Source organism: Pseudomonas sp. GW822-FHT06D10, from assembly GCF_058799535.1.
In genome coordinates this window covers 178,593-203,283 of sequence record NZ_JBXALN010000007.1, presented here as the reverse complement: position 1 = coordinate 203,283, position 24,691 = coordinate 178,593, and the positions used below count along the sequence as shown (strand labels likewise).

The 24,691-nt window shown below is 62.5% G+C and carries 23 protein-coding genes; 7 read left to right on the top strand and 16 right to left on the bottom strand.

The genetic code is table 11. The features are described 5' to 3' along the window. Positions 1-44: 44 nt before the first annotated feature. From AC1RL5_RS23680 to leuS, 5 genes are all read right to left on the bottom strand, one after another. Positions 45-1,367, bottom strand: a complete 1,323-nt coding sequence (locus AC1RL5_RS23680; protein ID WP_072452903.1) for a lytic murein transglycosylase — start codon at positions 1,365-1,367, stop codon at positions 45-47. A gap of 63 nt (positions 1,368-1,430) precedes the next feature. Further along, on the bottom strand, positions 1,431-1,592 hold the full coding sequence (arfA, locus tag AC1RL5_RS23675; RefSeq protein ID WP_015637164.1) for an alternative ribosome rescue factor ArfA: 162 nt from the start codon (positions 1,590-1,592) through the stop codon (positions 1,431-1,433). 112 nt (positions 1,593-1,704) lie between these two features. Further along, on the bottom strand, positions 1,705-2,742 hold the full coding sequence (gene holA, locus AC1RL5_RS23670) for a DNA polymerase III subunit delta (RefSeq protein ID WP_072452905.1): 1,038 nt from the start codon (positions 2,740-2,742) through the stop codon (positions 1,705-1,707). A gap of 39 nt (positions 2,743-2,781) precedes the next feature. Continuing rightward, a complete protein-coding gene (locus AC1RL5_RS23665) occupies positions 2,782-3,387 on the bottom strand; it encodes an LPS-assembly lipoprotein LptE (protein ID WP_072452915.1) in 606 nt (201 codons plus the stop codon). 89 nt (positions 3,388-3,476) lie between these two features. Then, a complete protein-coding gene (leuS, locus tag AC1RL5_RS23660) occupies positions 3,477-6,083 on the bottom strand; it encodes a leucine--tRNA ligase (RefSeq protein ID WP_492590113.1) in 2,607 nt (868 codons plus the stop codon). Positions 6,084-6,343: 260 nt separating this feature from the next. Between leuS and AC1RL5_RS23655 the strand changes: the two genes are divergently transcribed. Both AC1RL5_RS23655 and AC1RL5_RS23650 read left to right on the top strand, forming a co-directional pair. After that, positions 6,344-6,664 (top strand): hypothetical protein, encoded by a 321-nt coding sequence (locus AC1RL5_RS23655; protein ID WP_072452917.1) that lies wholly within the window; start codon positions 6,344-6,346, stop codon positions 6,662-6,664. Between the two features lie 127 nt (positions 6,665-6,791). Then, the gene (locus tag AC1RL5_RS23650; RefSeq protein WP_072452918.1) at positions 6,792-7,553 is read left to right on the top strand and encodes a YdcF family protein; all 762 of its coding nucleotides are present in this window, start codon (positions 6,792-6,794) and stop codon (positions 7,551-7,553) included. Between the two features lie 44 nt (positions 7,554-7,597). On the opposite strand, the gene lnt is transcribed toward AC1RL5_RS23650, so the two are convergent. The 5 genes from lnt to miaB all read right to left on the bottom strand — a co-directional run bounded on the left by lnt (position 7,598) and on the right by miaB (position 13,106). Then, positions 7,598-9,121: an apolipoprotein N-acyltransferase gene (lnt, locus tag AC1RL5_RS23645; RefSeq protein ID WP_072453048.1), complete on the bottom strand. Its 1,524-nt coding sequence runs from the start codon at positions 9,119-9,121 to the stop codon at positions 7,598-7,600. Positions 9,122-9,311: 190 nt separating this feature from the next. Then, positions 9,312-10,151, bottom strand: coding sequence for a CorC family transporter (locus AC1RL5_RS23640; protein ID WP_011063653.1), 840 nt, complete (start codon positions 10,149-10,151; stop codon positions 9,312-9,314). Positions 10,152-10,193: 42 nt separating this feature from the next. After that, positions 10,194-10,652, bottom strand: coding sequence for an rRNA maturation RNase YbeY (gene ybeY, locus AC1RL5_RS23635; protein WP_011063652.1), 459 nt, complete (start codon positions 10,650-10,652; stop codon positions 10,194-10,196). Then, positions 10,645-11,664 (bottom strand): PhoH family protein, encoded by a 1,020-nt coding sequence (locus AC1RL5_RS23630; RefSeq protein WP_011063651.1) that lies wholly within the window; start codon positions 11,662-11,664, stop codon positions 10,645-10,647. The genes ybeY and AC1RL5_RS23630 overlap by 8 nt, the downstream gene beginning before the upstream one ends. Before the next feature lie 113 nt (positions 11,665-11,777). Then, positions 11,778-13,106, bottom strand: a complete 1,329-nt coding sequence (gene miaB / locus AC1RL5_RS23625; RefSeq protein ID WP_011063650.1) for a tRNA (N6-isopentenyl adenosine(37)-C2)-methylthiotransferase MiaB — start codon at positions 13,104-13,106, stop codon at positions 11,778-11,780. 134 nt (positions 13,107-13,240) lie between these two features. Here miaB and AC1RL5_RS23620 point away from each other — a divergent pair, with 134 nt between their 5' ends. Beyond that, complete coding sequence (locus AC1RL5_RS23620) at positions 13,241-13,567, top strand: DUF1820 family protein (protein ID WP_007927079.1); 327 nt, start codon at positions 13,241-13,243, stop codon at positions 13,565-13,567. Positions 13,568-13,644: 77 nt separating this feature from the next. Here AC1RL5_RS23620 and AC1RL5_RS23615 read toward each other — a convergent pair whose 3' ends face one another. The 4 genes from AC1RL5_RS23615 to AC1RL5_RS23600 form a co-directional block, all read right to left on the bottom strand. After that, positions 13,645-14,199: a tetratricopeptide repeat protein gene (locus AC1RL5_RS23615; RefSeq protein ID WP_011063648.1), complete on the bottom strand. Its 555-nt coding sequence runs from the start codon at positions 14,197-14,199 to the stop codon at positions 13,645-13,647. Positions 14,200-14,417: 218 nt separating this feature from the next. After that, positions 14,418-15,701, bottom strand: coding sequence for a glutamate-1-semialdehyde 2,1-aminomutase (hemL, locus tag AC1RL5_RS23610; protein WP_011063647.1), 1,284 nt, complete (start codon positions 15,699-15,701; stop codon positions 14,418-14,420). A 17-nt stretch (positions 15,702-15,718) separates the two neighbouring features. Further along, complete coding sequence (gene thiE, locus AC1RL5_RS23605; protein WP_011063646.1) at positions 15,719-16,342, bottom strand: thiamine phosphate synthase; 624 nt, start codon at positions 16,340-16,342, stop codon at positions 15,719-15,721. A gap of 18 nt (positions 16,343-16,360) precedes the next feature. Continuing rightward, entirely contained in the window at positions 16,361-17,158 is a 798-nt protein-coding gene (locus tag AC1RL5_RS23600) for a hydroxymethylpyrimidine/phosphomethylpyrimidine kinase (RefSeq protein ID WP_011063645.1), read from the bottom strand. 289 nt (positions 17,159-17,447) lie between these two features. Here AC1RL5_RS23600 and AC1RL5_RS23595 point away from each other — a divergent pair, with 289 nt between their 5' ends. The 4 genes from AC1RL5_RS23595 (at position 17,448) to AC1RL5_RS23580 (ending at position 23,826) form a co-directional block, all read left to right on the top strand. Beyond that, positions 17,448-19,814 carry a hybrid sensor histidine kinase/response regulator gene (locus AC1RL5_RS23595; RefSeq protein WP_072453050.1) on the top strand — a complete coding sequence of 789 codons (2,367 nt, stop codon included), beginning with the start codon at positions 17,448-17,450 and terminating at the stop codon, positions 19,812-19,814. A 74-nt stretch (positions 19,815-19,888) separates the two neighbouring features. Then, positions 19,889-21,541: an acyl-CoA dehydrogenase family protein gene (locus tag AC1RL5_RS23590; RefSeq protein ID WP_065363626.1), complete on the top strand. Its 1,653-nt coding sequence runs from the start codon at positions 19,889-19,891 to the stop codon at positions 21,539-21,541. Positions 21,542-21,640: 99 nt separating this feature from the next. Then, the gene (amn, locus tag AC1RL5_RS23585) at positions 21,641-23,113 is read left to right on the top strand and encodes an AMP nucleosidase (RefSeq protein ID WP_015637154.1); all 1,473 of its coding nucleotides are present in this window, start codon (positions 21,641-21,643) and stop codon (positions 23,111-23,113) included. 146 nt (positions 23,114-23,259) lie between these two features. Beyond that, on the top strand, positions 23,260-23,826 hold the full coding sequence (locus tag AC1RL5_RS23580; protein ID WP_161466734.1) for a pseudouridine synthase: 567 nt from the start codon (positions 23,260-23,262) through the stop codon (positions 23,824-23,826). On the opposite strand, the gene AC1RL5_RS23575 is transcribed toward AC1RL5_RS23580, so the two are convergent. Further along, positions 23,821-24,030, bottom strand: coding sequence for a DUF2788 domain-containing protein (locus AC1RL5_RS23575; protein ID WP_003228500.1), 210 nt, complete (start codon positions 24,028-24,030; stop codon positions 23,821-23,823). The two genes, AC1RL5_RS23580 and AC1RL5_RS23575, sit on opposite strands and share 6 nt — an antisense overlap. 110 nt (positions 24,031-24,140) lie before the next feature. Beyond that, positions 24,141-24,620: an Lrp/AsnC family transcriptional regulator gene (locus AC1RL5_RS23570; protein ID WP_011063640.1), complete on the bottom strand. Its 480-nt coding sequence runs from the start codon at positions 24,618-24,620 to the stop codon at positions 24,141-24,143. Between the last annotated feature and the right edge of the window lie 71 nt (positions 24,621-24,691).

Sequence of the window (24,691 nt, the reverse complement as noted above, 5' to 3'; positions counted from 1 at the left end):
GCAGGGCCGGCGAGGGGAGTGTTTCCACTGCGCCGGACCGGCTCCTAACGATTGCGCAGGCTTTCCAGCAGCTTGTGGGTCGGATAGCCATCCGCGGGCCAGCCCAGTGCCTGTTGGGCATTGCGAATGGCCTTGCGGGTGTTGGCGCCGATGATGCCGTCGGGATTACCGGCGTCATAGCTGTTGGCTCTGAGCAGTGTCTGTAGCTCGATGCGCTCGGAGCGGCTCAGGGGCAGGTCGTCCTTGGGCCAGCTGCCGCTGATCTGGCCGGCTCCGCCGAAGCGTTCGGAGAGCAGGTTCACCGCCAGGGCATAGGACGAGGAGTTGTTGTATTTGAGCACTGCCCGGAAGTTGTCCAGGATCAGGAACGCCGGGCCGCGGTAACCCGCTGGCAAGAGCAGTGAGGCCGACAGGTGTTCCGAGCCGTAAGGCAGGGCCTTGCCATTGGCAGGAGTCATGCCCAGGCGCATCCATTCGCCCACGGTCTTGCGGGTGGAGGCGTCGGCCAGGGCGTAGTCGAAACCACTGTTGAGCTGTACTTCAAGACCCCAGGGCTGTCCTTGCTGCCAGCCGGAACTCTGCAGATAGTGCGCGGTGGAGGCCAGTGCATCGGCCGGGCTGTTCCAGATATCCCGGCGGCCATCGCCGTCGAAGTCCACGGCGTGGGTGTTGTAGGTGGTGGGAATGAACTGGGTCTGGCCCATGGCTCCGGCCCAGGAGCCGAGCATTTTCTCGGGCTGTATATCGCCATGCTGGATGATCTGCAGCGCAGCGATCAATTGGCTGTTGGCAAACGCCGGGCGCCGACCTTCATAGGCCAGGGTGGCCAGGGAGCGAATGACCGATTTGTTGCCCTGGAAGTCGCCGAAATTGCTTTCCATGCCCCATACCGCCACCAATGCCTGGCGGTCGACGCCGTAGCGCTGTTCGATCCGTTGCAGGATGTCGCTGTACTGCACCAGCAGTGCCTGGCCCTTGCGTACCCGGACCGGGGACAGCGCCCCCTCCAGGTATTCCCATACTGGGCGGCTGAACTCGGGCTGGCTGCGGTCGGCCTTGATCACGCTCATGTCCGGTGTCACGCCGGCAAAGGCGCGATCAAATACTTCGGCACGGATACCGGCGCCCAAGGCTTCGGCACGGAAGGCGTTCAACCATTGGTCAAAGGTCTGGGTGGGCTGGATATCCAGGTTGTCGACGGTCAGGGGCGCGACAGTGGCAGGTGCGGCAAGAGGGGCTGCCTGGAGGTTGGGCAGTGGCTGGGCGTCGGCGGCGGTGGGTTTTTCCGCGCAGGCGACTAGCAGAATAAGGCTGGAGGCAGCGATCAGTTGGCGCATGTGCCAACGACGGGAAAGACAAAAGGGCATGCACGGGTCCAGAGAGAATAACAATCAGGTGCAGACCTTATCATGCCGGCGGGGTTCTGGGCTTCAGGCAGCCAGAAAGTAAGAAGCCTCCCAGCTTTTAGACTGGAAGGCTTCGCGGCGGTAGCTGCCTTTGCCCTTGGCCGGGCGTTCCTGACGGCTGCGGAACAGTGGCTGGGCGACGATGGATTTGGCCTTGTTGGGGCCATGCTTGGATGGCTTGCTCATGCTCAGTACTCACTTTGGGAGGGAGGTGTTGCGGCGCAGATCATCGGCCAGAGTCGGGCCGCTGTCCAGCATCATGGATGCAGAAAATTGTAAGCGTGACGGGGTGGCAGCTTTACTCGGCCGCAAGCGCCAGGCGCTGGCCGGCCATCAGCAGCGATAAGCGGCTCAGGCTGCTCCAGGGCGAGCCACTGGCCTGTCCCTTGATCTGCGCATCAATGCGCTGGGCATCGAGCAGCAGTTGGCCCCAGCGTTGTGCGGAGTAGCGCTGCAGGGCTTTGCTCATCAGGGGTTTGCGTTTGTCCCAGACGGGCGGGCGAGCCTGGCTGAAGACCTTGTCCAATGGCACGCCCTGGCTGAACTGCAGGGCCAGGTTGGCCAGCAGGCGCAGTTCCCGGGACAGTGCCCAGAGAATCACCGGTGGTTCCACGCCTTCGCCGCGCAAGCCTTCCAGCATGCGCAGGGCATGGGCCGCCTCACCATTGAGGATGGCGTCCACCAGGCCGAATACGTCGAAGCGGGCACTGTCGGCCACCGCCGCCTGGACCGTTTCGACGGTAATCTGCCCGCCCTCGGCCATCAGCTTGAGCTTCTCGATTTCCTGGGCTGCGGCCAGCAGGTTGCCTTCGACCCGGGCGGCGATCAATTCGACGGCATCCTGGCTGGCGGACAAGCCGGCCTGGGACAGGCGCTGGCGAATCCACTGCGGCAGCTGGTTGGCATCCACCGGCCAGATCTGTACGAACTGAGTCTGGACACCCTCGACCAGAGCCTTGCCCCATTTGGTTTTCTGCGCGCTGCCATCGAGTTTGGGCAGGCTGATCAACAGCACTGTGTCTTCGGCAGGCCGCGAACAGTATTCGATCAGCGCTGCTGCGCCTTTGTCACCAGGCTTGCCCGAGGGCAGGCGCAATTCCAGCAGGCGTTTTTCGGCGAACAGCGACATGCTGGCGCCTGCTTGCAGCAGGGTGCCCCAGTCGAAGCTGGCATCGGCGCTGAATACCTGGCGCTCATCGAACCCCTGCTGGCGTACGGCAGAGCGAATGGCGTCGGCGGCTTCCTGGCAGAGCAGGGGATCATCGCCGCTGATCACGTAGATCGGCGCGAGAGTGCCTTGCAGGTGTTTGCCGAGTTGTGCAGGGGCGAGTTTCATAGGCGGGTGCCAGGGGGGCGCCGGAGCGCCCCGCGTGGCTTACTGGTTCGGCAGTTCCATAGGGGACTGTTGCGGGGTTTCCGCCTCAGCCTTGCGTGCGGCTTCCAGGGCGTCGGCTTCTGCCTTGGCCTTGGCTTCGGCGGTCGCCTGCAGCTGGGCAAGCTGGTCCGGGGTCAGCAATTGCAGACGGATCAGCATGCGCTGGATCAGGTCGCGACGCATTTCCTTGCGGGTCTCGGAAGACTCCTGGTCGGAACCGGTGATGTTGTTGCCGTCGTGCAGGAAGACTTTCTGCACTTCCAGTTTGTCGTCCAGCAGGTGCAGGTTGTCGTGAGTCAGGATCTCATACTTGAGCGTGGTGCCAATCTCGTACTCGGCCGAGCTGCCACCGCCGGTGTAGCTGAGGGTACGCTGGGAGTTCTCCTCGCTCAGCAGCACCAGCTTGTAAGGTGCGCCGGCGTGCACTCGCACACCGCTGCTTTCCAGCTGTTGCTTGAGCATCTTGATGGTGGTGCCGTAGGCGTCCCGGGCGCTCAGGTCCAGTTCCTTGATGGACAGCTCCTGGGTTCCAGTACCGCGCAGCTGGAAGCCACAGGCGCTCAGCAGCACGGCCAGGCCCATCACCAGCAGATTACGTTTGATCATGTATTGCTCCCCTTGAAACCAGATGGGCCAACCTTGTGGCCCTGGAGGTTTTATTCGGCGCCCGATCCTGGACCGGGCGCCTGATCCAATTAGCTGGCGACGATGTTGACCAGTTTGCCCGGCACCACGATGACCTTGCGAATCGTCAGGCCTTCGGTGAAGCGCAGTACGTTCTCGTTGCTGCGAGCGGCCGCTTCGACTTCTTCACGGCTGGCGCTGGCTGGCATCTCGATCTGGCCACGCAGTTTGCCGTTGACCTGGATCACCAGTTGCAAGCTGTCCTGCACCAGCGCGCTTTCGTCCAAGGCTGGCCAGCCGGCATCGATGATCGCGCCGCTTTGACCCAGTTGGCCCCACAGCTCATGGCTGATGTGTGGAGTGATCGGGGCGAGCAACAGGGCTACGGTCTGCAAGCCTTCCTGCAGCAGTGCACGGTCCTGCTCGCTGCCTTGCGGCGCTTTTTCCAGGACGTTCATCAGAGTCATCACCTGGGCGATGGCGGTGTTGAATTTGTGATGCTGACCCACGTCCTGGCTGGCCTGCTTGATGGCCAGGTGGATTGCACGGCGAATGGCTTTCTGTTCGTCGCTCAGTGTCGCTACATCCAGAGCCCCCGGCAGCCCCTGGCTGACGTGGGCCTGGGCCAGGCGCCAGACGCGCTTGAGGAAGCGGTGCGCGCCTTCAACGCCAGAGTCGGACCATTCCAGGCTCATGTCGGGCGGCGAGGCGAACATCATGAACAGGCGGCAGGTATCGGCGCCGTATTGTTCGATCATCGATTGCGGGTCGACGCCATTGTTCTTCGACTTGGCCATCTTCTCGGTGCCGCCGATCTCCACCGGCAGGCCGTCGGAGATGAGTTTGGCGCCAATGATCTTGGCCTTGCTGTCACGCTCCAGCTCGACATCCGCCGGGTTGTACCAGGTGTAGCTGCCATTGGCTTCGCGACGGTAGTAGGTCTCGGCAATCACCATGCCCTGGGTGAGCAGGTTCTTGAACGGCTCGTTGGAACTCACCAGGCCTTCGTCACGCATCAGCTTGTGGAAGAAACGCGCGTAGAGCAGGTGCAGGATGGCGTGTTCGATACCGCCGATGTACTGATCCACCGGCAACCAGTGGTTGGCCGCGGCCGGATCTACCAGGCCGCCTTCATAGTGCGGCGAGGCGTAACGGGCGTAGTACCACGAGGACTCGACGAAGGTGTCCATGGTGTCGGTTTCACGCTTGGCAGGTGCTCCGCATTTCGGGCAGTTGCACTCGTAGAACTCGGGCATGCGCGCCAGTGGCGAACCGGCGCCATCAGGAACCACGTCTTCCGGCAATACCACCGGCAACTGCTCTTGCGGGACGGGTACATCGCCGCAGCTGTCGCAGTGGATGATCGGGATCGGGCAGCCCCAGTAGCGCTGGCGGCTGATGCCCCAGTCCCGCAGGCGGAACTGGGTGCGCGATTGGCCGAGGTTCTTCTTCAGCAGCGCCACTTCGATGGCATCGAACGCGCCAGGGAAGTCCAGGCCGTTGAGCTCGCCGGAGTTGATCAGCTCGCCATGCTCGCCGTAAGCGTCCTGCCAGGGCGCCGGAGTTTCATCGCCAGCGCTGGTGCGTACCACGGCCTTGATCGGCAGGTTGTACTTAGTGGCGAACTCGAAGTCGCGCTCATCGTGGGCCGGTACGGCCATGACTGCGCCGTCGCCGTAGTGCATGAGCACGTAGTTGGCGACCCAGACCGGGAGTTTTTCGCCGGTCAACGGGTGCTCGACGAACAGCGAAGTCGGCAGGCCTTTCTTTTCCTGGGTCGCCATGTCGGCCTCGGCGACGCTGCCACCCTTGCATTCGGCGATGAAGGCCTGCAGTTCGAGGTTGTCCTGCGCCGCCAGGGTGGCCAGCGGGTGCTCGGCTGCCACGGCAACGTAGGTCGCGCCCATCAGGGTGTCTGGACGGGTGGTGAAGACTTTCAGGGTCCCGGCTTCGCCGATGGAGGCCTGGTCGTAGGGAAATTGCACTTCCATGCCACGGGACTTGCCGATCCAGTTGCGTTGCATGGTCTTGACCTGCTCGGGCCAGCCCGGCAGTTCGTCGAGGCTCTCCAGCAGTTCATCCGCATAGGCGGTGATCTTGAAGTAGTACATCGGAATTTCGCGCTTTTCGATCAGCGCGCCGGAACGCCAGCCGCGGCCGTCGATCACCTGTTCGTTGGCCAGCACGGTCTGGTCGATGGGGTCCCAGTTCACGGTGCCGTTCTTGCGGTAGATCACGCCTTTTTCGAACAGACGGGTGAACAGCCACTGTTCCCAGCGGTAGTAGTCCGGCTTGCAGGTGGTGACCTCGCGGGACCAGTCCACCGCCAGGCCCAGGCTGCGCAGCTGGGTCTTCATGTAGGCGATGTTTTCGTAGGTCCACTTGGCGGGAGCCACGTTGTTTTTCATCGCGGCGTTTTCCGCCGGCATGCCGAAGGCGTCCCAACCCATGGGTTGCAGAACGTTCTTGCCTTGCATGCGCTGGTAGCGGGAGATCACGTCGCCGATGGTGTAGTTGCGCACGTGCCCCATGTGTAGCTTGCCGCTGGGGTAAGGGAACATCGATAGGCAGTAGTAAGTTTCCTTGCCTGGCTGTTCACTGACTTCAAAGGACTTTTGCTCGTCCCAGAACGACTGGGCGGCGGCTTCGATTTCACGGGGCTGATAGTGTTCGTGCATGGCTACTTTTGTACTGAATAGGGGTGGCCTAATCCTCTTCAACGCAACTTCGGGTGGCGATGACGCCAAATGCGGCGTTTTTCAGTGCCCGATGGAGCTGGAAGTGGAGTTACAGGAAGCGCCGTAGCATACATGACCGCACTCTGCCGAGGGAAACCCTGATTGCTCGGGCGGGCCGTTGGTCGCGGCGGCGCGTCGCTTTCGGCTGTCCGACTAAGCTCAAAAAGGGGAGTGAGTCTTATCTTCGATGAGGTGAACGGATGCTTGAATCGCAGCGAAAAGCAACAGAACCGGAGGTGTATGAAAGGCTCCTCAATCGACTGGCTCTGGCCCTGGATGCGGCAAAAACGGCGGATCGACTGCGCAATGAGCGGCCTATCGAGCTGGAGCTGCGGGGTTTGAGCCGGGCGGAGTTTGAATTGATCAGGGCTTATCTGGCCCGCCATCAACGTGAAATGCAGATCAATCCAATGGGCAGTCTGCAACACCAGGAGGTGCCTCGTTCGGCCAAGATCATTTGGCTGAAGGATCAGGCGCCCCTCAAGGCATCGGTGGAAGTCCGATCTCAGCAGTTCAAGTAGGTCCCAGGGCCCCTTATCGGGTTGAGCGAGGTCGCGGCCGAGGACCTCGGGAGCAAAAATACCAGGCATTGGTTGTTGCTGGGCAGGTATCCCCTTTAGGCTTCGGGCATCTTGTTGGAGATGCTCGATGCCTTTTCGCTATTTCATCAAACAGTTGCTGCTGCCGCCCGGCATTCTATTGCTGTTGCTGCTGCTTGCCTGGGGCTTGCGCCGTTCCCGGCCACGGCTGGCAGGTTGGTGTTTTGCCTTGGGGCTGGGCGGTTTCTGGCTGATGAGCCTGCCGGTCATGGTGGAGTGGGGGGCGCGCAGTCTGGAGCGCCTGCCGCCTTTGCCGCAAAGCCAATGGGCGAGCCTGGCCGAGCAGGCGGATGTGATAGTGGTGCTGGGTTCGGGGCGGGAGCGGGGCGATCCGGCGTGGGGCTCCGATCAGCCCACCGGCGTGGGCCTGGAGCGCGAACGCTATGCCGCGCGTCTGGCCAAGGCCTCCGGGCTGCCGGTGCTGACCAGTGGCGGCCTGCATTACGGTACGCCGCCCACCGAGGCTGCGTTGATGGCGCAATCCCTGCTCGATGACTTTGGCGTGACGGTGCGCTGGCAGGAAGGCCGCAGCCGCACTACCTGGGAGAACGCGCAGTTCAGCGCCGAGGTCCTGCTGCCATTGGGGATCAAGCGTGTGGTGGTGGTGACCCAGGCCTGGCACATGCCCCGCTCGGTGTGGAGTTTCGAGCACGCCGGGTTTGAAGTGGTGCCTGCGCCCGTGGGGTTCCTGGGAGTGGATAACGCCCGTCCGCTGGGAGGCTGGATGCCCGAGTTCAAGTCGATCTGGCAGAGTGGCCAGTTGCTCAACGAGGCAGTGGGCCAATTGGGCTACCGGTTGTTCTATCGCTGATGGCAATCCGGCACCCTCGGGAGCCGGATTGCCAGCGAGGGCCCTCAAACGGTCTTGGCAATACGGCTGGCCAGCAAGGCCCAGCCAAATAGCAGGGTGCAGAGCACCACCAGCGGCCAGGAGCGCCATTGCAGATACGGCGTCAGGTTGTGCATGGGCACGACCTCGCCGTACAGAATGCCGCGTTCGAACTGGGGAATCTGCACCGTGATCCTGCCGAACGGATCGATCAGCCCGGTGACGCCGTTGTTGGTCGCGCGAATCATCCAGCGCCCGGCTTCCAGGGCGCGCATCTGTGCCATCTGCAAGTGTTGCAGGGGGCCGATGGAAGTGCCGAACCAGGTGTCATTGCTGATGGTCAGCAGCAGGTCGCTACGGGCCGAAAGGCTGGCGGCGAATTCGGGGTAGACCACTTCGTAGCAGATGAACGGCGCTATCTGATAGCCCTTGGCCTGCAGCAGCGGCTGGTCGGCCGGGCCGCGGGCGAAGTCCGACATCGGCAGGTTGAAGAAGTCGATCAGGCCGCGCAGCACTTCCTGCAGGGGCACGTACTCGCCAAAAGGCACCAGCTTCTGCTTGAGGTAGGTGCCGTCCCCTTCGCCGGTCACGGTGATGCCGTTGAAGTAGCGTTTTTCATGGCGTACCAGTTGGCGCACCGGAACGCCGGTAATCAGCGCGGAATGACGGTCGGCGGCAAAGTTGCCCATCATCGTCAGGTAGCCTTCGGCCGACTCCTTGAGCACCGGTACTGCGGTTTCCGGCCAGACCAGCAGGTCTACGCGCTTGCTGCGAAAACTCATGTCGCGATACAGCGCCAGCTGGGCGTTGAGCTCGGCCGGGTCCCACTTCATGCTCTGTTCGATATTGCCCTGGATGGCGGCGACCGATAGCGGCTCTCCGGCCGGGCTGGTCCAGGCATGGCCTTTCAGGGCCAGGCCCACGACCCAGGGGGTTGCCAACAGGAGCAGGCCCGCAACGATGAAGGCTTTGCGCCCGGCCTTGATCAGTCGCGGCAGGTTGTAGAGCAGCGCTGCGGTGAGGGCCAGGGAGAAGGAGATCAGCCAGATGCCACCCAGCGGCGCGAGCCCGGCCAGTGGGCCGTCAAGCTGGCTGTAGCCGGAATACAGCCAGGGGAAGCCGGTGAGGAACCAGCCACGAAAGGCTTCCTGGCCCAGCCACAGGGCCGCAAATGCCAGGGCGTCCGCCAGCGGCGCTTCATTGCGTCGCAACCAGCGGGCCCAGAGCCAGGCAGGCAGTGCGAAAAACCAGGCGATGGCGGCGATGAAGGCCAGCATCAGCAGGCCGGCAAGCAGAGCCGAGGCGCCGCCATAGGTGTGAATGCTGACGTAGATCCAACTGGTGCCGGCCCCGAACAGGCCGAAGCCGAAGCACCAGCCGCGGCCCAGGGCCTGGCGCGGTGTCAGCTCGCGCAGCCCGGCATAGAACAGGCCGACTGCCAGCAGCGCCAGAGGCCAGATGTTGTAGGGGGCCAGGGCCAGGGTGGTGATGGCGCCGGCGATCACGGCCAGCAGGTTGCCGGGCCAGCCGGGGCGGGTTGAGCGCTGCAAGAGGCGTTTCATCAGCTCTTTCCTGTGTCGTACCGGGCGAGGCACGAGGAGAATGGTTGGGTTGTTTCAGATGAGCGTCGAGTCACGCAGCGCTGCTCGGCCGATGCGTCCCCGCACTGTATCGCCTGAGGCCGGGCAAGTGGCCTCAAGACGATATCGCGGTGCGGGGGAGGGCAGATGACCCGTTTCCTCAGCGGGAAATGGGGGTCAGGCGCAGCAGATGAATCCGCCGGCTGTCGGCGTTGAGCACGCGGAAGCGATAGGCGCCGATTTCAGTGATTTCGTTGCGTTTTGGCAAGTGGCCGAACGCACTCATGACCAGGCCGCCTACGGTGTCGAATTCGTCGTCGGAAAAGTCGCTGTCGAAAAACTCGTTGAAGTTCTCGATGGGCGTCAGCGCCTTGATCAGGAAGTCGCCGCTGGGCAGTGGCTTGATGTAGCTGTCTTCCTCGACGTCATGTTCGTCCTCGATGTCGCCGACGATCTGTTCCAGCACGTCTTCGATGGTCACCAGGCCCGCCACGCCGCCGTATTCGTCGATGACGATGGCCATGTGGTTGTGGTTGGCGCGGAACTCGCGCAGCAGCACGTTCAGGCGCTTGGACTCTGGGACGAAGGTCGCCGGGCGCAGCAGGTCCTTGATGTTGAAGCTGTCACCGTTCTCCTTGAGGATCAGCGGCAGCAGGTCCTTGGCCAGCAGGACGCCCATCACGTCGTCATGGCTTTCGCCGATCACCGGGTAGCGCGAGTGCGCCGAATCGATGACTGCGGGCAGGAACTCCCGAGGGGTCTGGGTCGCCTTGATGCTGATCATTTGCGAGCGCGGAACCATGATGTCCCGGACTTGCAGGTCAGCGACCTGGATGGCGCCTTCGACGATGGCCAGCGCTTCGCTGTCCAGCAACTTGTTCTGATGGGCTTCGCGCAGCAGCTCCAGCAGCTCCTGGCGGTTTTTCGGCTCATGGGCAAAAGCCTGGGTCAGTTTGCCCAGCCATGACTTTTGCCCGTTGCTCGATCGATCTTCGCTCATAGCGATTGCTCTGAATCCTTGGTTGTTACAGGGGGTTGTTGATCAGCTTTCGTCGTCTGCATAAGGGTCCGGATGGCCCAGTTCTGCAAGCAACGTTCGTTCCAGCGCTTCCATTTCTTCGGCTTCGTCGTCATCTATATGGTCGTAGCCCAACAGATGCAAGCAGCCGTGAATCACCAGATGGGCCCAGTGGGCCTGAAGTTCCTTGCCTTGTTCAGCCGCTTCGCGCTCGACCACCGCAATGCAGATCACCAGGTCCCCCAGCAATGGGATATCCAGCAGCTCATCCGGTACATCGGCAGGAAATGACAGCACATTGGTGGCGTAATCCTTATGACGCCAGGTGTGGTTCAGCTCACGCCCTTCTGCTTCGTCCACCAGGCGGATGGTCAGTTCCGAATCGGCGGTGCGCTGGCGCAGGGCCAGCTCGCACCACTGGCGGAACTGTTCATCGCTGGGGGCCGGCTGTTGGCTGGCGCGCTGCAGGTCAAGCTCAAGCATCGTGGCGGTTGCCTCGGTCTGCGGCAGCCTTGGCGGCCTCGTCGGCAGCGTGCAGTTCGAAGCGCTCATAGGCTTCGACGATGCGTTGCACCAGCGGATGGCGCACCACGTCCTTGGGCATGAAGTGAGTGAAGCTGATACCAGGCACATCCTTGAGTACGTTGATCACATGGGCCAGGCCGGACTTGGTGCCCTTGGGCAGGTCGACCTGGGTGATGTCGCCGGTGATCACCGCAGTGGAGCCGAAACCGATCCGTGTCAGGAACATCTTCATCTGTTCCACGGTGGTGTTCTGGCTCTCATCGAGGATGATGAAGCTGTTGTTCAAGGTGCGGCCGCGCATGTAGGCCAGGGGCGCGATCTCGATGACCTGGCGTTCGATGAGCTTGGCCACGTGTTCGAAGCCGAGCATTTCATACAGGGCGTCGTACAGCGGGCGCAGGTAGGGGTCGATCTTCTGGGCCAGGTCGCCGGGCAGGAAACCGAGCTTTTCGCCGGCTTCCACCGCCGGGCGCACCAGCAGGATGCGTCGCACCTGCTCGCGTTCCAGGGCGTCCACGGCGCAGGCCACGGCCAGGTAGGTCTTGCCGGTACCGGCCGGGCCAATGCCGAAGTTGATGTCGTTGCCGAGGATCTCTTTGACGTAGCGCTGCTGATTCAGGCCGCGGGGGCGAATCATGCCTTTCTTGGTGCGCAGGGCCACGGCGGCATCGGCTACCGAAGGGTTGTCCAGCTCTTGCACGGCAGACTCCTGCAAGAACAGGTGGACCAGGTCCGGCGACAGCTCGGTGCCCTTGGTTTCCCGGTAGAGACGGCGCAGAAGGTTTTCCGCGGAGGTGGTTTGCTTGGGTTCGCCGATCAGTTCGAACTGATTGCCGCGGTTGCGGATCTCGATCGTCAGGCGCTGTTCGATCAAGCGCAGATGCTCGTCGAATTGCCCGCACAGATTGGCGAAGCGGCGAGCCTCGAAGGGCTCGAGGATGAAACGATGAGGTTCTATGGGTGCGTTCAAGGTCGTTTTTAGCCGCCCAACGGCAATTAAGATGAATTCAAGGATAACGCCAGCAGCCTGGGTGCGAAAGCTCTTATGCGGAGCAAGGGCTGCTGGGGCTTTTCCCTGCCAGGTTATTGCAGCAGGGAGCCGCGCAGCGAGTGAGGCTGCGCCGAGTCGATGTACACGTCGGCGAACTGGCCGATCAGCGTGGGATTGTCACAGCGGAAGTTGACGATGCGGTTGTTCTCGGTCCGTCCCTGCAGTTCGCCCGGGTCTTTCTTCGAGTAGTCGGTCACCAGGATGCGCTGGGTAGAGCCGACCATTTGTCGGCTGATTTCAAAACCTTGCTGGTTGAGGCGGTGCTGCAAGGCGTTGAGCCGTTCCTTTTTCACCGCCTCCGGTGTTTCGTCGGCCAGGTCGGCGGCCGGTGTTCCCGGCCGTTGGCTGTAGACGAAGGAGTAGGAGAAGTCGAAACCGACGTCTTCGATCAGTTTCATGGTCTGCTGGAAATCCTTCTCCGTCTCGCCTGGGAAGCCGACGATAAAGTCCGAACTGATACAGATTCCCGGAACAGCCGCCCTGAGCTTGCGCAGCTTGGACTTGTACTCCAGGGCGGTGTGATTGCGCTTCATGGCCGCGAGGATCCGGTCCGAACCGGATTGCACCGGCAGGTGCAGGTGCTTCACCAATTCTGGTACTTCGGCATGAGCCTGGATCAGGCTGTCGGAGAACTCCAGCGGATGTGAGGTGGTGTAGCGGATTCGCTCGATGCCATCGATCGCGGCAACCACACGAATCAATTCGGCCAGGTCGGCCATGCGCCCGTCGTGGGTTTGGCCGCGATAGCCGTTGACGTTCTGGCCCAGCAGGGTCACCTCGCGGACGCCGTTTTCCGCCAGGTGGATGATCTCGGCAATCACATCGTCGAAGGGCCGGCTGACTTCTTCGCCGCGGGTGTAGGGCACGACGCAGAAGGTACAGTACTTGCTGCAGCCTTCCATCACCGAGACATAGGCGCTGGGGCCATCGATCCGGGGCTCGGGCAGGTGGTCGAACTTTTCGATTTCCGGGAACGAGACGTCGACCTGCGGCAATTTGGTGATGCGCGCGACGTCGATCATTTCCGGCAGGCGGTGCAGGGTCTGCGGGCCGAAGACCACGTCCACATAGGGGGCGCGGTCGCGGATGGCCGCGCCCTCCTGGCTGGCCACGCAGCCGCCTACGGCGATCACCATGTCCGGATTGGCCAGTTTGAGCTCACGCCAGCGCCCGAGCTGGGAGTACACCCGGTCCTGGGCGCGTTCGCGAATGGAGCAGGTGTTGAGCAGGATGACGTCCGCATCTTCGGCGCGTGCGGTGACTTCCAGGGCCTGATGTTCGCCCAGCAGGTCCACCATGCGCGAGCTGTCGTACTCGTTCATCTGGCAACCGTGGGTTTCGATGTAAAGCTTCTTGGCCATGGACGGGATCATCACGTGATTCAAAGAACCGCGCATTATAGGGGCCATGCCCACAGGTTCCTAGGGTTGTGCATCGGGTAGCTATGCTATAGTTCGCGCCCTATTTTTGTCCCCTGATGTGTTACCCGCCCGCCATGACCAAACGTGAAGCTCCAATCTACAAGGTGATTTTCCTTAACCAGGGCCAGGTGTTCGAAATGTACGCCAAGCAGATCTATCAGAGTGATCTGTGGGGTTTCCTGGAAGTGGAAGAGTTCGTCTTTGGCGAGCGCACGCAAGTGGTCGTTGACCCGAGCGAGGAGAAGCTCAAGGCCCAGTTCGAAGGTGTAGTGCGCAGCTTTGTGCCGATGCATTCGATCGTGCGCATCGATGAAGTCGAGCGCCTGGGTACGCCGAAGATCAGCGAGGCCCGCGGGGTGAGCAACGTCATGCCGTTCCCGATGCCGATGCCGGAAAAGTAAGCCTGGCCGATTCCGTCTTACCGGGAGGGCGGTTGTCTGTGTGGAAGCCGGCTCACCGGCGACTGAGGCGCAAATGCCTACGGCAGGGGCGAGAAAGGTGAACGCCCATCGGCGCTCTGCAGTTCCATCAGGTATTTGCGGAAAATCTGTCCCAGTACCTGGGTCGCAACTTCCAGTTCGTCGCGCTGCATGTGCTCGGCGACTTCGTCGGCGGTGTCCAGGGCGTCTTCGGCGCCATTGACCGCAGCCATCTTCAGCACGATGTAAGCCTGGACGTTATTGGCCGGCACGCCTTCGCCGTGGAAGAACATGGTGCCCAGCTTGAATTGCGCCTGGGCATGGCCTTGCAAGGAGGCCTTTTCGAAGTAGCTCAGGGCTTGATTGAAATCTTGCGGCGCACCTTTGCCCTCGTAGTAGAACTCACCCAACTCGTATTGCGCCTCGGCATCCCCCTCGTCGGCGGCCTTCTGGCAGGCGGTGAGGGCCTCGGCCTGGTCCTGAGCCTGGGGATCGAGGGTGCAGCGACCCAGCGCCGGGATCAACAACGAGTTGCCACCTGCTTGTGCATGCGCGAGCAGGGGCTGAAGGAGCAACAGGCAGCCCAGTGTCAGGGCGCGGCCGGTGCGGTTCATGGGAATCGACTTACCTCTGAGGGGCGCGGGGCCCAGCGTGGGGCCCAATAAGCGCGCATTATGAAATAAGCAGGGCCCACCTTACAAAGTCTTTACTCGTTTTTCTGCTGCGTGGGCGCTATATCCCAAGGATTCATCAGCATTTCCAGGTTTCACTGGAGAAAATTCAAGTAAAGACTACAACGGGCGTGATTTTTCACACGCCCGCCGTTCAGCGCTTACTTCAGGGCGGCGAATGCCCGCTCTGCCGCATCCAGCGTCAGTTGCAACTCGGCCTCGCCGTGGGCGATGGAGGTGAAGCCCGCTTCGAAGGCACTCGGCGCCAGGTACACGCCGCCTTCCAGCATCAGGTGGAAGAAGCGCTTGAACAGGTTGGCGTCGCTGGCCATCACATCGTCGAAGGTGACGATGTCATCGGCACCGCTGAAGTACAGGCCGAACATGCCGCCAGCCTGGGTGGTGACGAACGGAATGCCTGCTGCATCGGCGCGTTGTTGCAGGCCTTCGAGCAGACGGCTGGTGTAGTCGCTCAGTTCGGCGTGGAAGCCCGGGCGGCTGATCAGGCGCAGAGTGGTCAGGCCAGCGGCCATGGCCAGCGGGTTGCCGGACAGGGTGCCGGCCTGGTAGACCGGGCCCAGGGGCGCGATGTGCTCCATGATCTTGCGCTTGCCGCCGAAGCAGCCTACCGGCATGCCGCCGCCGATGATCTTGCCGAAGGTCGACAGGTCGGGTGTCACGCCGTAATGGGCCTGAGCGCCACCGAGGGCAACACGGAAACCGGTCATCACTTCGTCGAAGATCAGCACTACGCCGTGCTGATCGCAGAGGCGACGCAGGCCTTCGAGGAAACCCGGTGCCGGGGGTACGCAGTTCATGTTGCCGGCCACTGGTTCAACGATGATGCAGGCCACTTCCTGGCCTACTTCGGCGAGCATTTTTTCCACCGCCGCAATGTCGTTGAAGGGCAGGGTCAGGGTGTGCTTGGCGAAAGCCGCGGGCACACCGGCGGAGCTCGGCACGCCTTGGGTCAGGGCGCCGGAGCCAGCCTTCACCAGCAGGCTGTCGGAGTGGCCGTGGTAGCAGCCTTCGAACTTGATGATGCTGTCCCGGCCGGTGAAGCCACGGGCCAGGCGAATGGCACTCATGGTGGCTTCGGTGCCCGAACTGACCATGCGCACCATTTCCATCGACGGCACGATGGAGCACACCAGGTCGGCCATTTCGGTTTCCATGGCGGTCGGTGCGCCGTAGGACAGGCCGTGTTCCAGTTGCTTGCGCACGGCGTCCAGGACATCAGGGTGGCTGTGGCCAAGAATCATCGGGCCCCAGGAGCCAACGTAGTCGACATAGCGCTTGTCGTCTTCGTCGGTGACGTAGGCACCTTCTGCGTGTTTGAAGAACAGCGGGGTGCCGCCCACGCTCTTGAAGGCGCGGACAGGCGAATTGACGCCACCCGGGATGTGTTTCTGGGCGTTGGCAAACAGGGTTTCGGAACGAGACATGATCGGGCTCTCAAAAATCAGCTGTTGAATAGGGCGTTGAAGGCGCGGGCGCGGCGGGTCACTTCCTCGGCGCTCTCGGCGCCGAACAGGCCGTGGACCACCGCCAGCAGGTCGGCGCCGTGGTTCACCAGTGGCGCGGCGTTGTCCAGGGTGATGCCGCCGATCACGCAGATCGGCAGGTGCAGGCTGGCCCGGGCCTGGTCCAGCAGCTCCAGGCTGGCCGCAGGCGCGCCGGGCTTGGTGGTGGAATTGAAGAAACGGCCGAAGGCGACATAGCTGGCGCCTTCCTTGGCGGCTTGCTCGGCCAGTGGCAACTGGCTGTGGCAGGTGGCACCGATGATCGCCTGGCGGCCCAGCAAGGCCCGGGCCGGGGTCAATGGGCCGTCAGTCTGGCCCAGGTGCACGCCGGCACCGATACGCGCCGCCAGCTCGGCATCATCGTTGATGATCAAACGGGTCTTGTAGCGCTCGCACAAGGCCAGCAGGGTTTCGGCTTCCCGCAGTCGGCGGGCCTGGTCGTCGCTTTTGTCGCGGTACTGCAACAGCGTGACACCGCCTTCCAGCGCCGCCTCCACGTACTTCAGAAACTTGCCGGCCAACAGTTGGCTGTCGGTGATGGCGTACAGACCACGTAGTTTCATTGAGCAGGCCTCATGACATTACGAGCAGAAATCCAGCGGCAAACGGCGCGGAACGAACTGGCCACGGCCAAGCTGTTCGGCATCGCGCAGGGTGCGCCAGGTGTAATCCAGGGCGGACTTCACCGCACTGGCCAGGTGTTCACCTTGGGCCAGGCGGCCGGCCAGTGCGCTGGCCAGGGTGCAGCCGGAGCCGTGGTAGCTGCCCGGCAAGCGCTGGCAGGTATAGGTTTCGCGCAGGCCGTCACGGCTGTACAGGCGATTGTGGACTTCGTGTTCATCGCCGTGGCCGCCGGTGATCAGCAAATGCTTGACGAAGGGCAGGAGTTTTTCGGCGCATTGGTCGGCGCTGCCTTCAGGCAGTTCCGCGAGAATTCGGGCTTCGGGAAGGTTGGGGGTGGCAATGGTTGCCAGGGGCAGGAGGCGCTCGCGCATGGCGTAGCCGACCTCATCCTTGCCCAGCCGGCCACCGCCGCCGGCGCGCAACACCGGATCGCAGACCACTGGCAGGTGCGGGTGGGCCTGGAGCAGCTCGACCACGGTGTCGACCATCTCCAGGGAACCGAGCATGCCCAGCTTGACCGCCGCTACCGTGGAGTCGTTGAGCACGGCATTGGCCTGGGCCAATACCCACTCGCGATCCAGGACGCGGAAGTCGCTGACATTGACCGTGTCCTGCACGGTCAACGCGGTGACAGCCGGAGCTGCATGACAACCCTGAGCCAGCAGGGCTTCGATATCTGCCTGCAGGCCGGCGCCACCACTGGGGTCGTGGCCGGAGAGACAGAGGACAACGGGGCGAGAGCTGTAGATATTCATGGGCGGCGAGCTTACCACCAAACGTTTTTTTTCGCGGCGCTCGACATATAAGAGCGGGGCGATCTGGCGCCGGCCAGCCCACTTGACCGAAGCAACAGCTCTAGCCCGCTGGATTGCGCTGAAAGCCCCGTTCTAGAGCCTTTAGACTAAAACTTACAATGGTGTTCAATGGCCATCAGCGGCTATGCTAGAGTGGATTCAAATCAATAACAGGTCATGCCGGTTCTACGTCTGCTCAAGGGAAATGGGGGACTTCCTGACACCACCGGACAAGCCACGCTGGGGCTTTATGCACTATTTGCTGATGTTGCTGTTGAGCTTGCCGATGCTGGCTGGCGCCGCCGAGTTCGACGAGTTCACTCAACGCCTGTCCTTGGGCCGAGTGATGCAAGTACTCGAAGACGCGGGGGGTGAGGCGACCATTGCCGATGTCAGCTCGGGGCCTCTGGCTGAACAATTCAAACCCCACGATAAAGACACCCTCAACGCCGGTTATTCGCGCTCGGCGTTCTGGCTGAAGATCGACCTCGACTACCGCCCCGCCAACCCGAGCGCACAACGCAGCTGGTTGCTGGAGTTGGCCTATCCGCCTCTGGACCACCTTGAACTGTACGTCCCTGACGAGTCTGGTGGTTATCGCCTGGCGGGTCGTACCGGGGATGCCTTGCCCTTCGACAGTCGAGAGATTCGCCAGAACAACTACCTGTTCAACCTGAATTTTTCTCCCCACGAGCACAAGACCGTCTACCTGCGGCTGGCCAGCGAAGGCTCGATCCAGGCGCCGGTGAGCCTGTGGTCCAGCAGTGCTTACCTGGAAGCCCAGCCGGTGCGGTTGTATGTGCTCGGGCTGATTTACGGCGTGCTGCTGGGGATGCTGGTGTACAACCTGTTCATCTACCTCAGCGTGCGGGACACCAGCTACCTCTACTACATCTTCTATATCGCTTCCTTCGGTCTCTATCAGCTGTCGGTCAACGGCGCCGCAGTGGAGTACTTCTGGCCCGACAGCCCCTGGTGGGCCAATGCCGCGACACCGTTCTTCATCGGTTCGGCAGGTTTGTTCGGCAGCCAGTTCGCCCGCAGCTTCCTGCAGACTTCCCGCCACAGCCCCTGGGTCGACCGTGTGCTACTGGCCTTGATGGCCTTTGGCGCGCTGGTCATGGCGCTTTCACTGATGACCAGTTATGCCCTGGCATTGCGCCTGGCCACCACCCTGGCCCTGGTGTTCACCGTGGTGATCTACGTGGCCGGGATTGTCGCCTGGTGTCGAGGCCTGCGCGTGGCACGCTATTTCATCATCGCCTGGTCGGCCTTTTTGTTTGGAGGGGTGATCAACACCTTGATGGTGCTGGGTTACCTGCCGAATGTGTTCCTGACCATGTACGCCAGCCAGATCGGCTCGGCGATCGAAGTGGCGTTGCTGTCCCTGGCACTGGCCGATCGCATCAATGCCATGCGTGAGCAACAGGCCCAGACACTGCTCGAAGCCGGGCAGAAGCTTGAAGTGCTGAACCAGCAACTGGCCCACAGCAACCGGCTCAAGGACGAATTCCTGGCCACCCTGACCCATGAGCTGCGGACCCCGATGAACGGCGTCATCGGCTCTCTGGAACTGATGCAGACCCTGGAGCTGGATCCGGAGCTGGAGCAATACCAGCAGACAGCGGCCGGCTCGGCGCGGGACATGATGCGCATGGTCAACGGCATTCTGACCCTGACCGAGCTGCAGGCCGGCAAGCTCAGTGCCCAGCGTCAGCCGTTCAGCCTGCGCTCCCTGCTGACGACACTGCAGACCCAATACGGCGCCAGTGCCGCCGCCAAGTCGCTGGCTTTCCAGATCGACTTGAGCGCCGGGCTGCCCGATCGCTTGCAGGGCGATCGCTGCAAACTCAGCCATTGTCTGGAGTGCCTGCTGGACAATGCCATCAAGTTCACCCCTTCGGGCAGCGTGGTGCTGCGGGTGCTCACGCGTTCCGTGTCGGCGCAGCGGGTCAGCCTGAGTTTCGAGGTGATCGACAGCGGTATTGGCTTCGTCAACCTGGATGAAGCGACCCTGTATCAGCGTTTCTTCCAGCTCGATGGTTCCATGACCCGTGAATATGGCGGGCTGGGTATCGGCCTGGCGATCTGTCGGCAGTTGGTGGAGTTGCTGGGCGGGCAATTGACCCACGAATCCACGCCAGGCCGAGGCAGTTGTTTCCGCCTGCTGGTGGAGTTCGACGCCCAGGAACCCGCCCCGCGCTCGCCGGCGGCAGTGGCGCGACGCTTGCCCCGGGACTGCACCGTGCTGCTGGTGGACGACAACGACGTCAATCAGTTGGTGGTCAGGGGCATGCTGCTCAAGCTGGGCTACCAGGTGCGCACCGCCGGTAGCCCTACTGATGCCCTGCAATTGCTCGGGCGTGAGCTGGTCAGTGCGGTGTTGATCGATGGCGAGATGTCCACGGCGCAACTGGGGGCGTTTCGCTTGCAGGCCCAGGCGCTGCCCGGATATTCCCAATTGCCCATCCTGCTGGCCTGCGTGCCCGGCAAAGAGGGCTGCCCGGCGGGGGCTGGCTCCGACTATCTGGCTAAACCGGTGAAGTTCGAGGCCTTGCAAACGGCATTGTCGAGATATGTGCTCTCTGTGGAACAGGGCGAAAGCGCCGACATTTAGGCAGGTATGCCACTTTGTTCGGGGTGGGGGCGGTGCTTAACTGGGGTCTTGGCACACCCTGAAGGAGCCCCGCGATGAACCTCCACCAGTTCGCTGAAACCCACGAAGTCACCAACCAGCCGCCAGCTTTGGACGGCGCCAATCTCTATCGGATCGACCTGCCGCTGCAGCAATGGATGCGCCGTTTCGATGCCGGTTGGGCCGAGTCGCGGGTCGACGCCTATGGCGCCCTGGCCGGTGGTCCGTTGATGGAGGCGGGGTTCCTGGCCAATCAGAACAAACCGGTATTTTCCAGCCACGACCGCTTTGGCCATCGGATCGATCTGGTGGAGTTTCATCCCGCCTATCACCAATTGATGCAGGCGGCGATCGAAGCCGGCCTGACTTCGCTGCCCTGGACCGATCCGCAAGCGGGGGCCCACGTTGCCCGCGCCTCCATGACCTATCTGCACAGCCAGGCCGAGGCCGGCAGCGGATGCCCGCTGACCATGACCTTCGCCTGTGTACCGGCCTTGAAGCTGCAACCGGATATCGCCGACCAGTGGCTGCCCAAGATCCTTGCCACCCGGTACGACCCGCGCAATGTCGGCATGCAACACAAGGCCGGGCTGACCATCGGCATGGCGATGACCGAGAAACAGGGCGGCACCGATGTGCGTGCCAACACCACCCGGGCCTACCCGGTGGGGGCTGGCGGCCCCGGGCAGGCGTACGAGCTGGTGGGCCACAAATGGTTCTGTTCGGCGCCGATGTGCGATGCCTTCCTGACCCTGGCCCAGACCGACAAGGGCCTGACCTGCTTCCTCCTGCCCCGGCACCGTCCCGATGACACGCGCAACCAGTTCTATATCCAGCGCCTGAAGAACAAGCTCGGCAACCTTTCCAACGCTTCCAGCGAAGTGGAGTTCCGCGGCGCCCTGGCCTGGATGATTGGCGAGGAAGGCCGCGGCGTGCCGACCATTATCGAGATGGTGGCCATGACCCGTTTCGATTGCATGGTCGGCTCCAGCTCCCTGATGCGCCAGGCCCTGACCCAGGCCAGCCATCACTGTGCCCATCGCACCGTGGGCGGGAGGGTGCTCAGCGAGCAGCCCCTGATGCAGAACGTGCTGGCCGACCTGGCCCTGGAAAGCGAAGCGGCCCTGGCCCTGAGCATGCGCATGGGGCGGGCCCTGGATCATCTGGACGATGCCCAGGAGGCGAAGTTTTCCCGGCTGGTGACGGCGGTGGGCAAGTACTGGATCTGCAAGCGGGCCCCGGCGATGATCAACGAGGCGGCGGAGTGCATGGGCGGTGCCGGTTATGTCGAGGACAGCATCCTGCCACGGCTGTACCGCGAGGCGCCGGTGAACTCCACCTGGGAAGGCTCCGGCAACGTGCAATGCCTGGATGTGCTGCGAGCCTTGTCGAAGGAGCCGGGCGTGCTGGACGCCTTGTTCGCCGAATTGGGCGATGGCCATGGCGACAAGCGCCTGGCCGCCCATATCAACGGGCTGAAGGAGAGCTTCAAGGACACCGGCGACATTCAATACCGTGCTCGTCAACTCACCGAGGACATTGCCCTGGGCCTGCAGGCCAAGCTCTTGCTGGAAGCCGGCAACCAGGTGGTCAGCGACGCCTTTATCGCCAGCCGCCTGGGCGGCCAGGGCGGGCGGGTCTACGGCACCTTGCCGCGTGGCCTGGACGTGGCAGCCATTGTCGCCCGCTCCTCCCCTCAGGGCTTCTGACCCTCCCTGGCGCCGGCTTCCCGGCGCCTGCGGTGATTACGCTGTTCCCGTGGGACGGTCTTGCAGGCAAGATGAACGCCTGCAAGTTCAGAACACAGGATGCTTATCGTGACCGAAGCTTTTATTGTCGTTCAAACCGCCGAGCAAGCCGTGGACCGGCTTGCCGCCCTGCATGAGCGGGCCACCACGGCGCTGAGCCAGGCGCTCAAGCGTTATCTCAAGGACCGGGTCGAGCCGGATGCCGAGCAACGAGCACTGTTTCGCTACCCTGAGTTGCGCCTGACCTACCACTGCCACGGCGAAGTCCCACAGACCACAAGGGCCTATGCCAAGGTCCAGTTGCCGGGCACCTACAGTGTCACCGTGACCCATCCTGCAGCCTTCCGTAATTACCTGCTCGAACAATTGGTGCCGTTGATGCACGACTTCACCGTGACGGTGGAAGTGGGCGTCAGTGAGCAGAACATTCCTTATCCCTATGTCGTGGAGCAGGGCGACGAGCTGGCAGGTTCCGGCGTGACCGCTGCGGCGCTGGCGCGGGTGTTCCCGAGTACCGACCTGTCGGCCGCCACCGACGGCATCGCCGATGGCCTCTACGATTGGGAAAATACCCATCCGCTGCCCCTGGCGCTGTTCGATGCCGCGCGAGTGGATTTCTCCCTGCGGCGCCTGGTGCACTACACCGGTAGCGACTGGCGTCATGTGCAGCCGTGGATCCTGCTGACCAACTATCACCGCTATGTGGACCAGTTCATCGTTCATGGCCTGGAGCAGTTGCGCAGCGATCCGCGCTTTGTGCGCATGGTCCTGCCGGGCAACGTGATCATCGAAAAAAGCATGGATCACGGCGAGGCCTCGGCCATCGCCGCCGGTGTGGTCTGGCACCGCTACCAGATGCCGGCCTACCACTTGCAGGCCAGCGATGGCCACGGTGTGACCCTGGTGAATATCGGTGTCGGCCCGTCCAACGCCAAGAACATCACCGACCACCTGGCGGTGCTGCGTCCGCATTGCTGGCTGATGATCGGCCACTGCGGCGGCCTGCGGCAGTCCCAGACCATTGGCGACTACGTGCTGGCCCACGCTTATATGCGGCGCGACGGCATTCTCGACCGCGTGGTGCCGCCGAACATTCCGATTCCGGCCCTGGCCGAAGTCCAGTTGGCGTTGCAGCAGGCGGCGGCCAATGTCACCGGGGAAAAGGGCGAACAACTGAAGAAACGCCTGCGCACCGGCACCGTGCTGACTTACGACGACCGCAACTGGGAGTTGCGTTGGGCCGAGGAACGCCCGCTGATCAACCTGTCCCGGGCCGTGGCGGTGGACATGGAAAGCGGCACCATCGCCGCCCAGGGGTATCGCCTGCGAGTGCCGTACGGCACCTTGCTGTGTGTCTCGGACAAGCCATTGCACAGTGAAATCAAGTTGCCGGGCGCGGCCAACGCCTTTTATGAGCGTGCGGTCAGCCAGCATCTGAAGATCGGCATCGAAGCGGTGGACCTGATGCGCAGCGAGCTCAACTCCCTGCACTCGCGCAAACTGCGCAGCTTCGACGAGCCGCCTTTCCGCTAAGCGTTTAAGCCATGGTCATTTGGCGGTCAGGCCACTAGCATTGTCGGTCCTGATCGCTGAATGTTCCTGCTCCCATGTCCCGTCCGCCCCGTCCCGCTTCCCGCCGTCCTGGCGCCAAACCGTTTTCCTCCTCTCCCGCCAAGCGTGTGGCCAAGGCCGCGCCGGTCGAGCCGAAGCTGATCCTGTTCAACAAGCCTTTCGATGTGCTGACCCAGTTCAGCGATGGCGAGGGGCGGGCCACGCTCAAGGACTTCATTGCAGTTCCCGGGGTCTACCCGGCCGGGCGCCTGGATCGCGACAGTGAAGGGTTGCTGCTGTTGACCAATGACGGGCAGTTGCAGGCGCGCATCGCCGATCCCAAGCACAAGCTGGCCAAGACCTATTGGGTGCAGGTCGAGGGCGAGCCCAGTGCCGAACAGCTGCAGCGCTTGCGCGAAGGTGTGCAGTTGAATGACGGCATGACCCTGCCGGCCGAGGCGCGCCAGCTCGAAGAACCGACGCTATGGCCGCGCAACCCGCCGGTGCGCTTTCGCAAGAGCGTGCCCACCAGTTGGCTGGAGCTGGTGATACGCGAGGGGCGCAACCGCCAGGTAAGGCGCATGACCGCTGCGGTGGGGCTACCGACCTTGCGCCTGGTGCGGGTCAGGATCGGCGACTGGACCCTGGACGGCCTGGAGCAGGGCCAGTGGAAAGAGGTGGCTGCGCGCTTATAAGGCGCCGGACTCGATCAGGCCGATCACCACGCTCTTGATGATGAATGCTGCAACGCCCAGGCCCAGCACGAAGAACAGGATGAACGAGCCGAAGCGCCCGGCCTTGGACTTCTTGGCCAGGTCCCAGACGATGAAACCCATGAAAATGATCAGAATGCTGACCAGGCCGGTCATCATCCACTCTTCGAATACTGCTGGGTCCATCACTCATCTCCAGTGCAGGCAGGGCAAAAAATGCCGGGCGAGTATACGCCAACGCCCGCGGCCCAAGCATTGATCTGCATGCGTTATGTCGCCACAGCGGGGGCCGGGATTCAGTTGCGCAGGTGGGTCAGCGGCAGTTCGGTGCTGTTGAGCACCTGATTGAGCACGAAGCTCGAACGCACGCTGGTCACGCCCTCGATACGGGTCAGATGGCCGAGCAGCAGCTTCTGGTAATGGTCCATGTCCGGTACCACCACCTTGAGCTGGTAGTCGGCATCGACCCCGGTCACCAGGCTGCACTCCAGCACCTGGGGCAGGCTGCGGATCGCGGCTTCGAAATTCTCGAAGCGTTCCGGCGTGTGCCGGTCCATGCCGATCAGGACATAGGCGGTCAGGCTCAGACCGAGCATCTTGCGGTCCAGCAGGGCGACCTGGCGGGAAATGTAGCCATCGTCCTCCAGCTGCTTGACCCGGCGCGAGCAGGGCGAGGGTGACAGGCCGATGCGCTCGGCCAGTTCCTGGTTGGAGATACGGGCGTCGCGTTGCAACTCCGCCAAAATGCTCAGGTCGTAGCGGTCGAGTTTGCTCATCAATCGGGCCTTTGTCGTAACTATTGCGTTGAATTATCTATCTTGAGTTAAAAATTGCGCAAGTGGTGTTT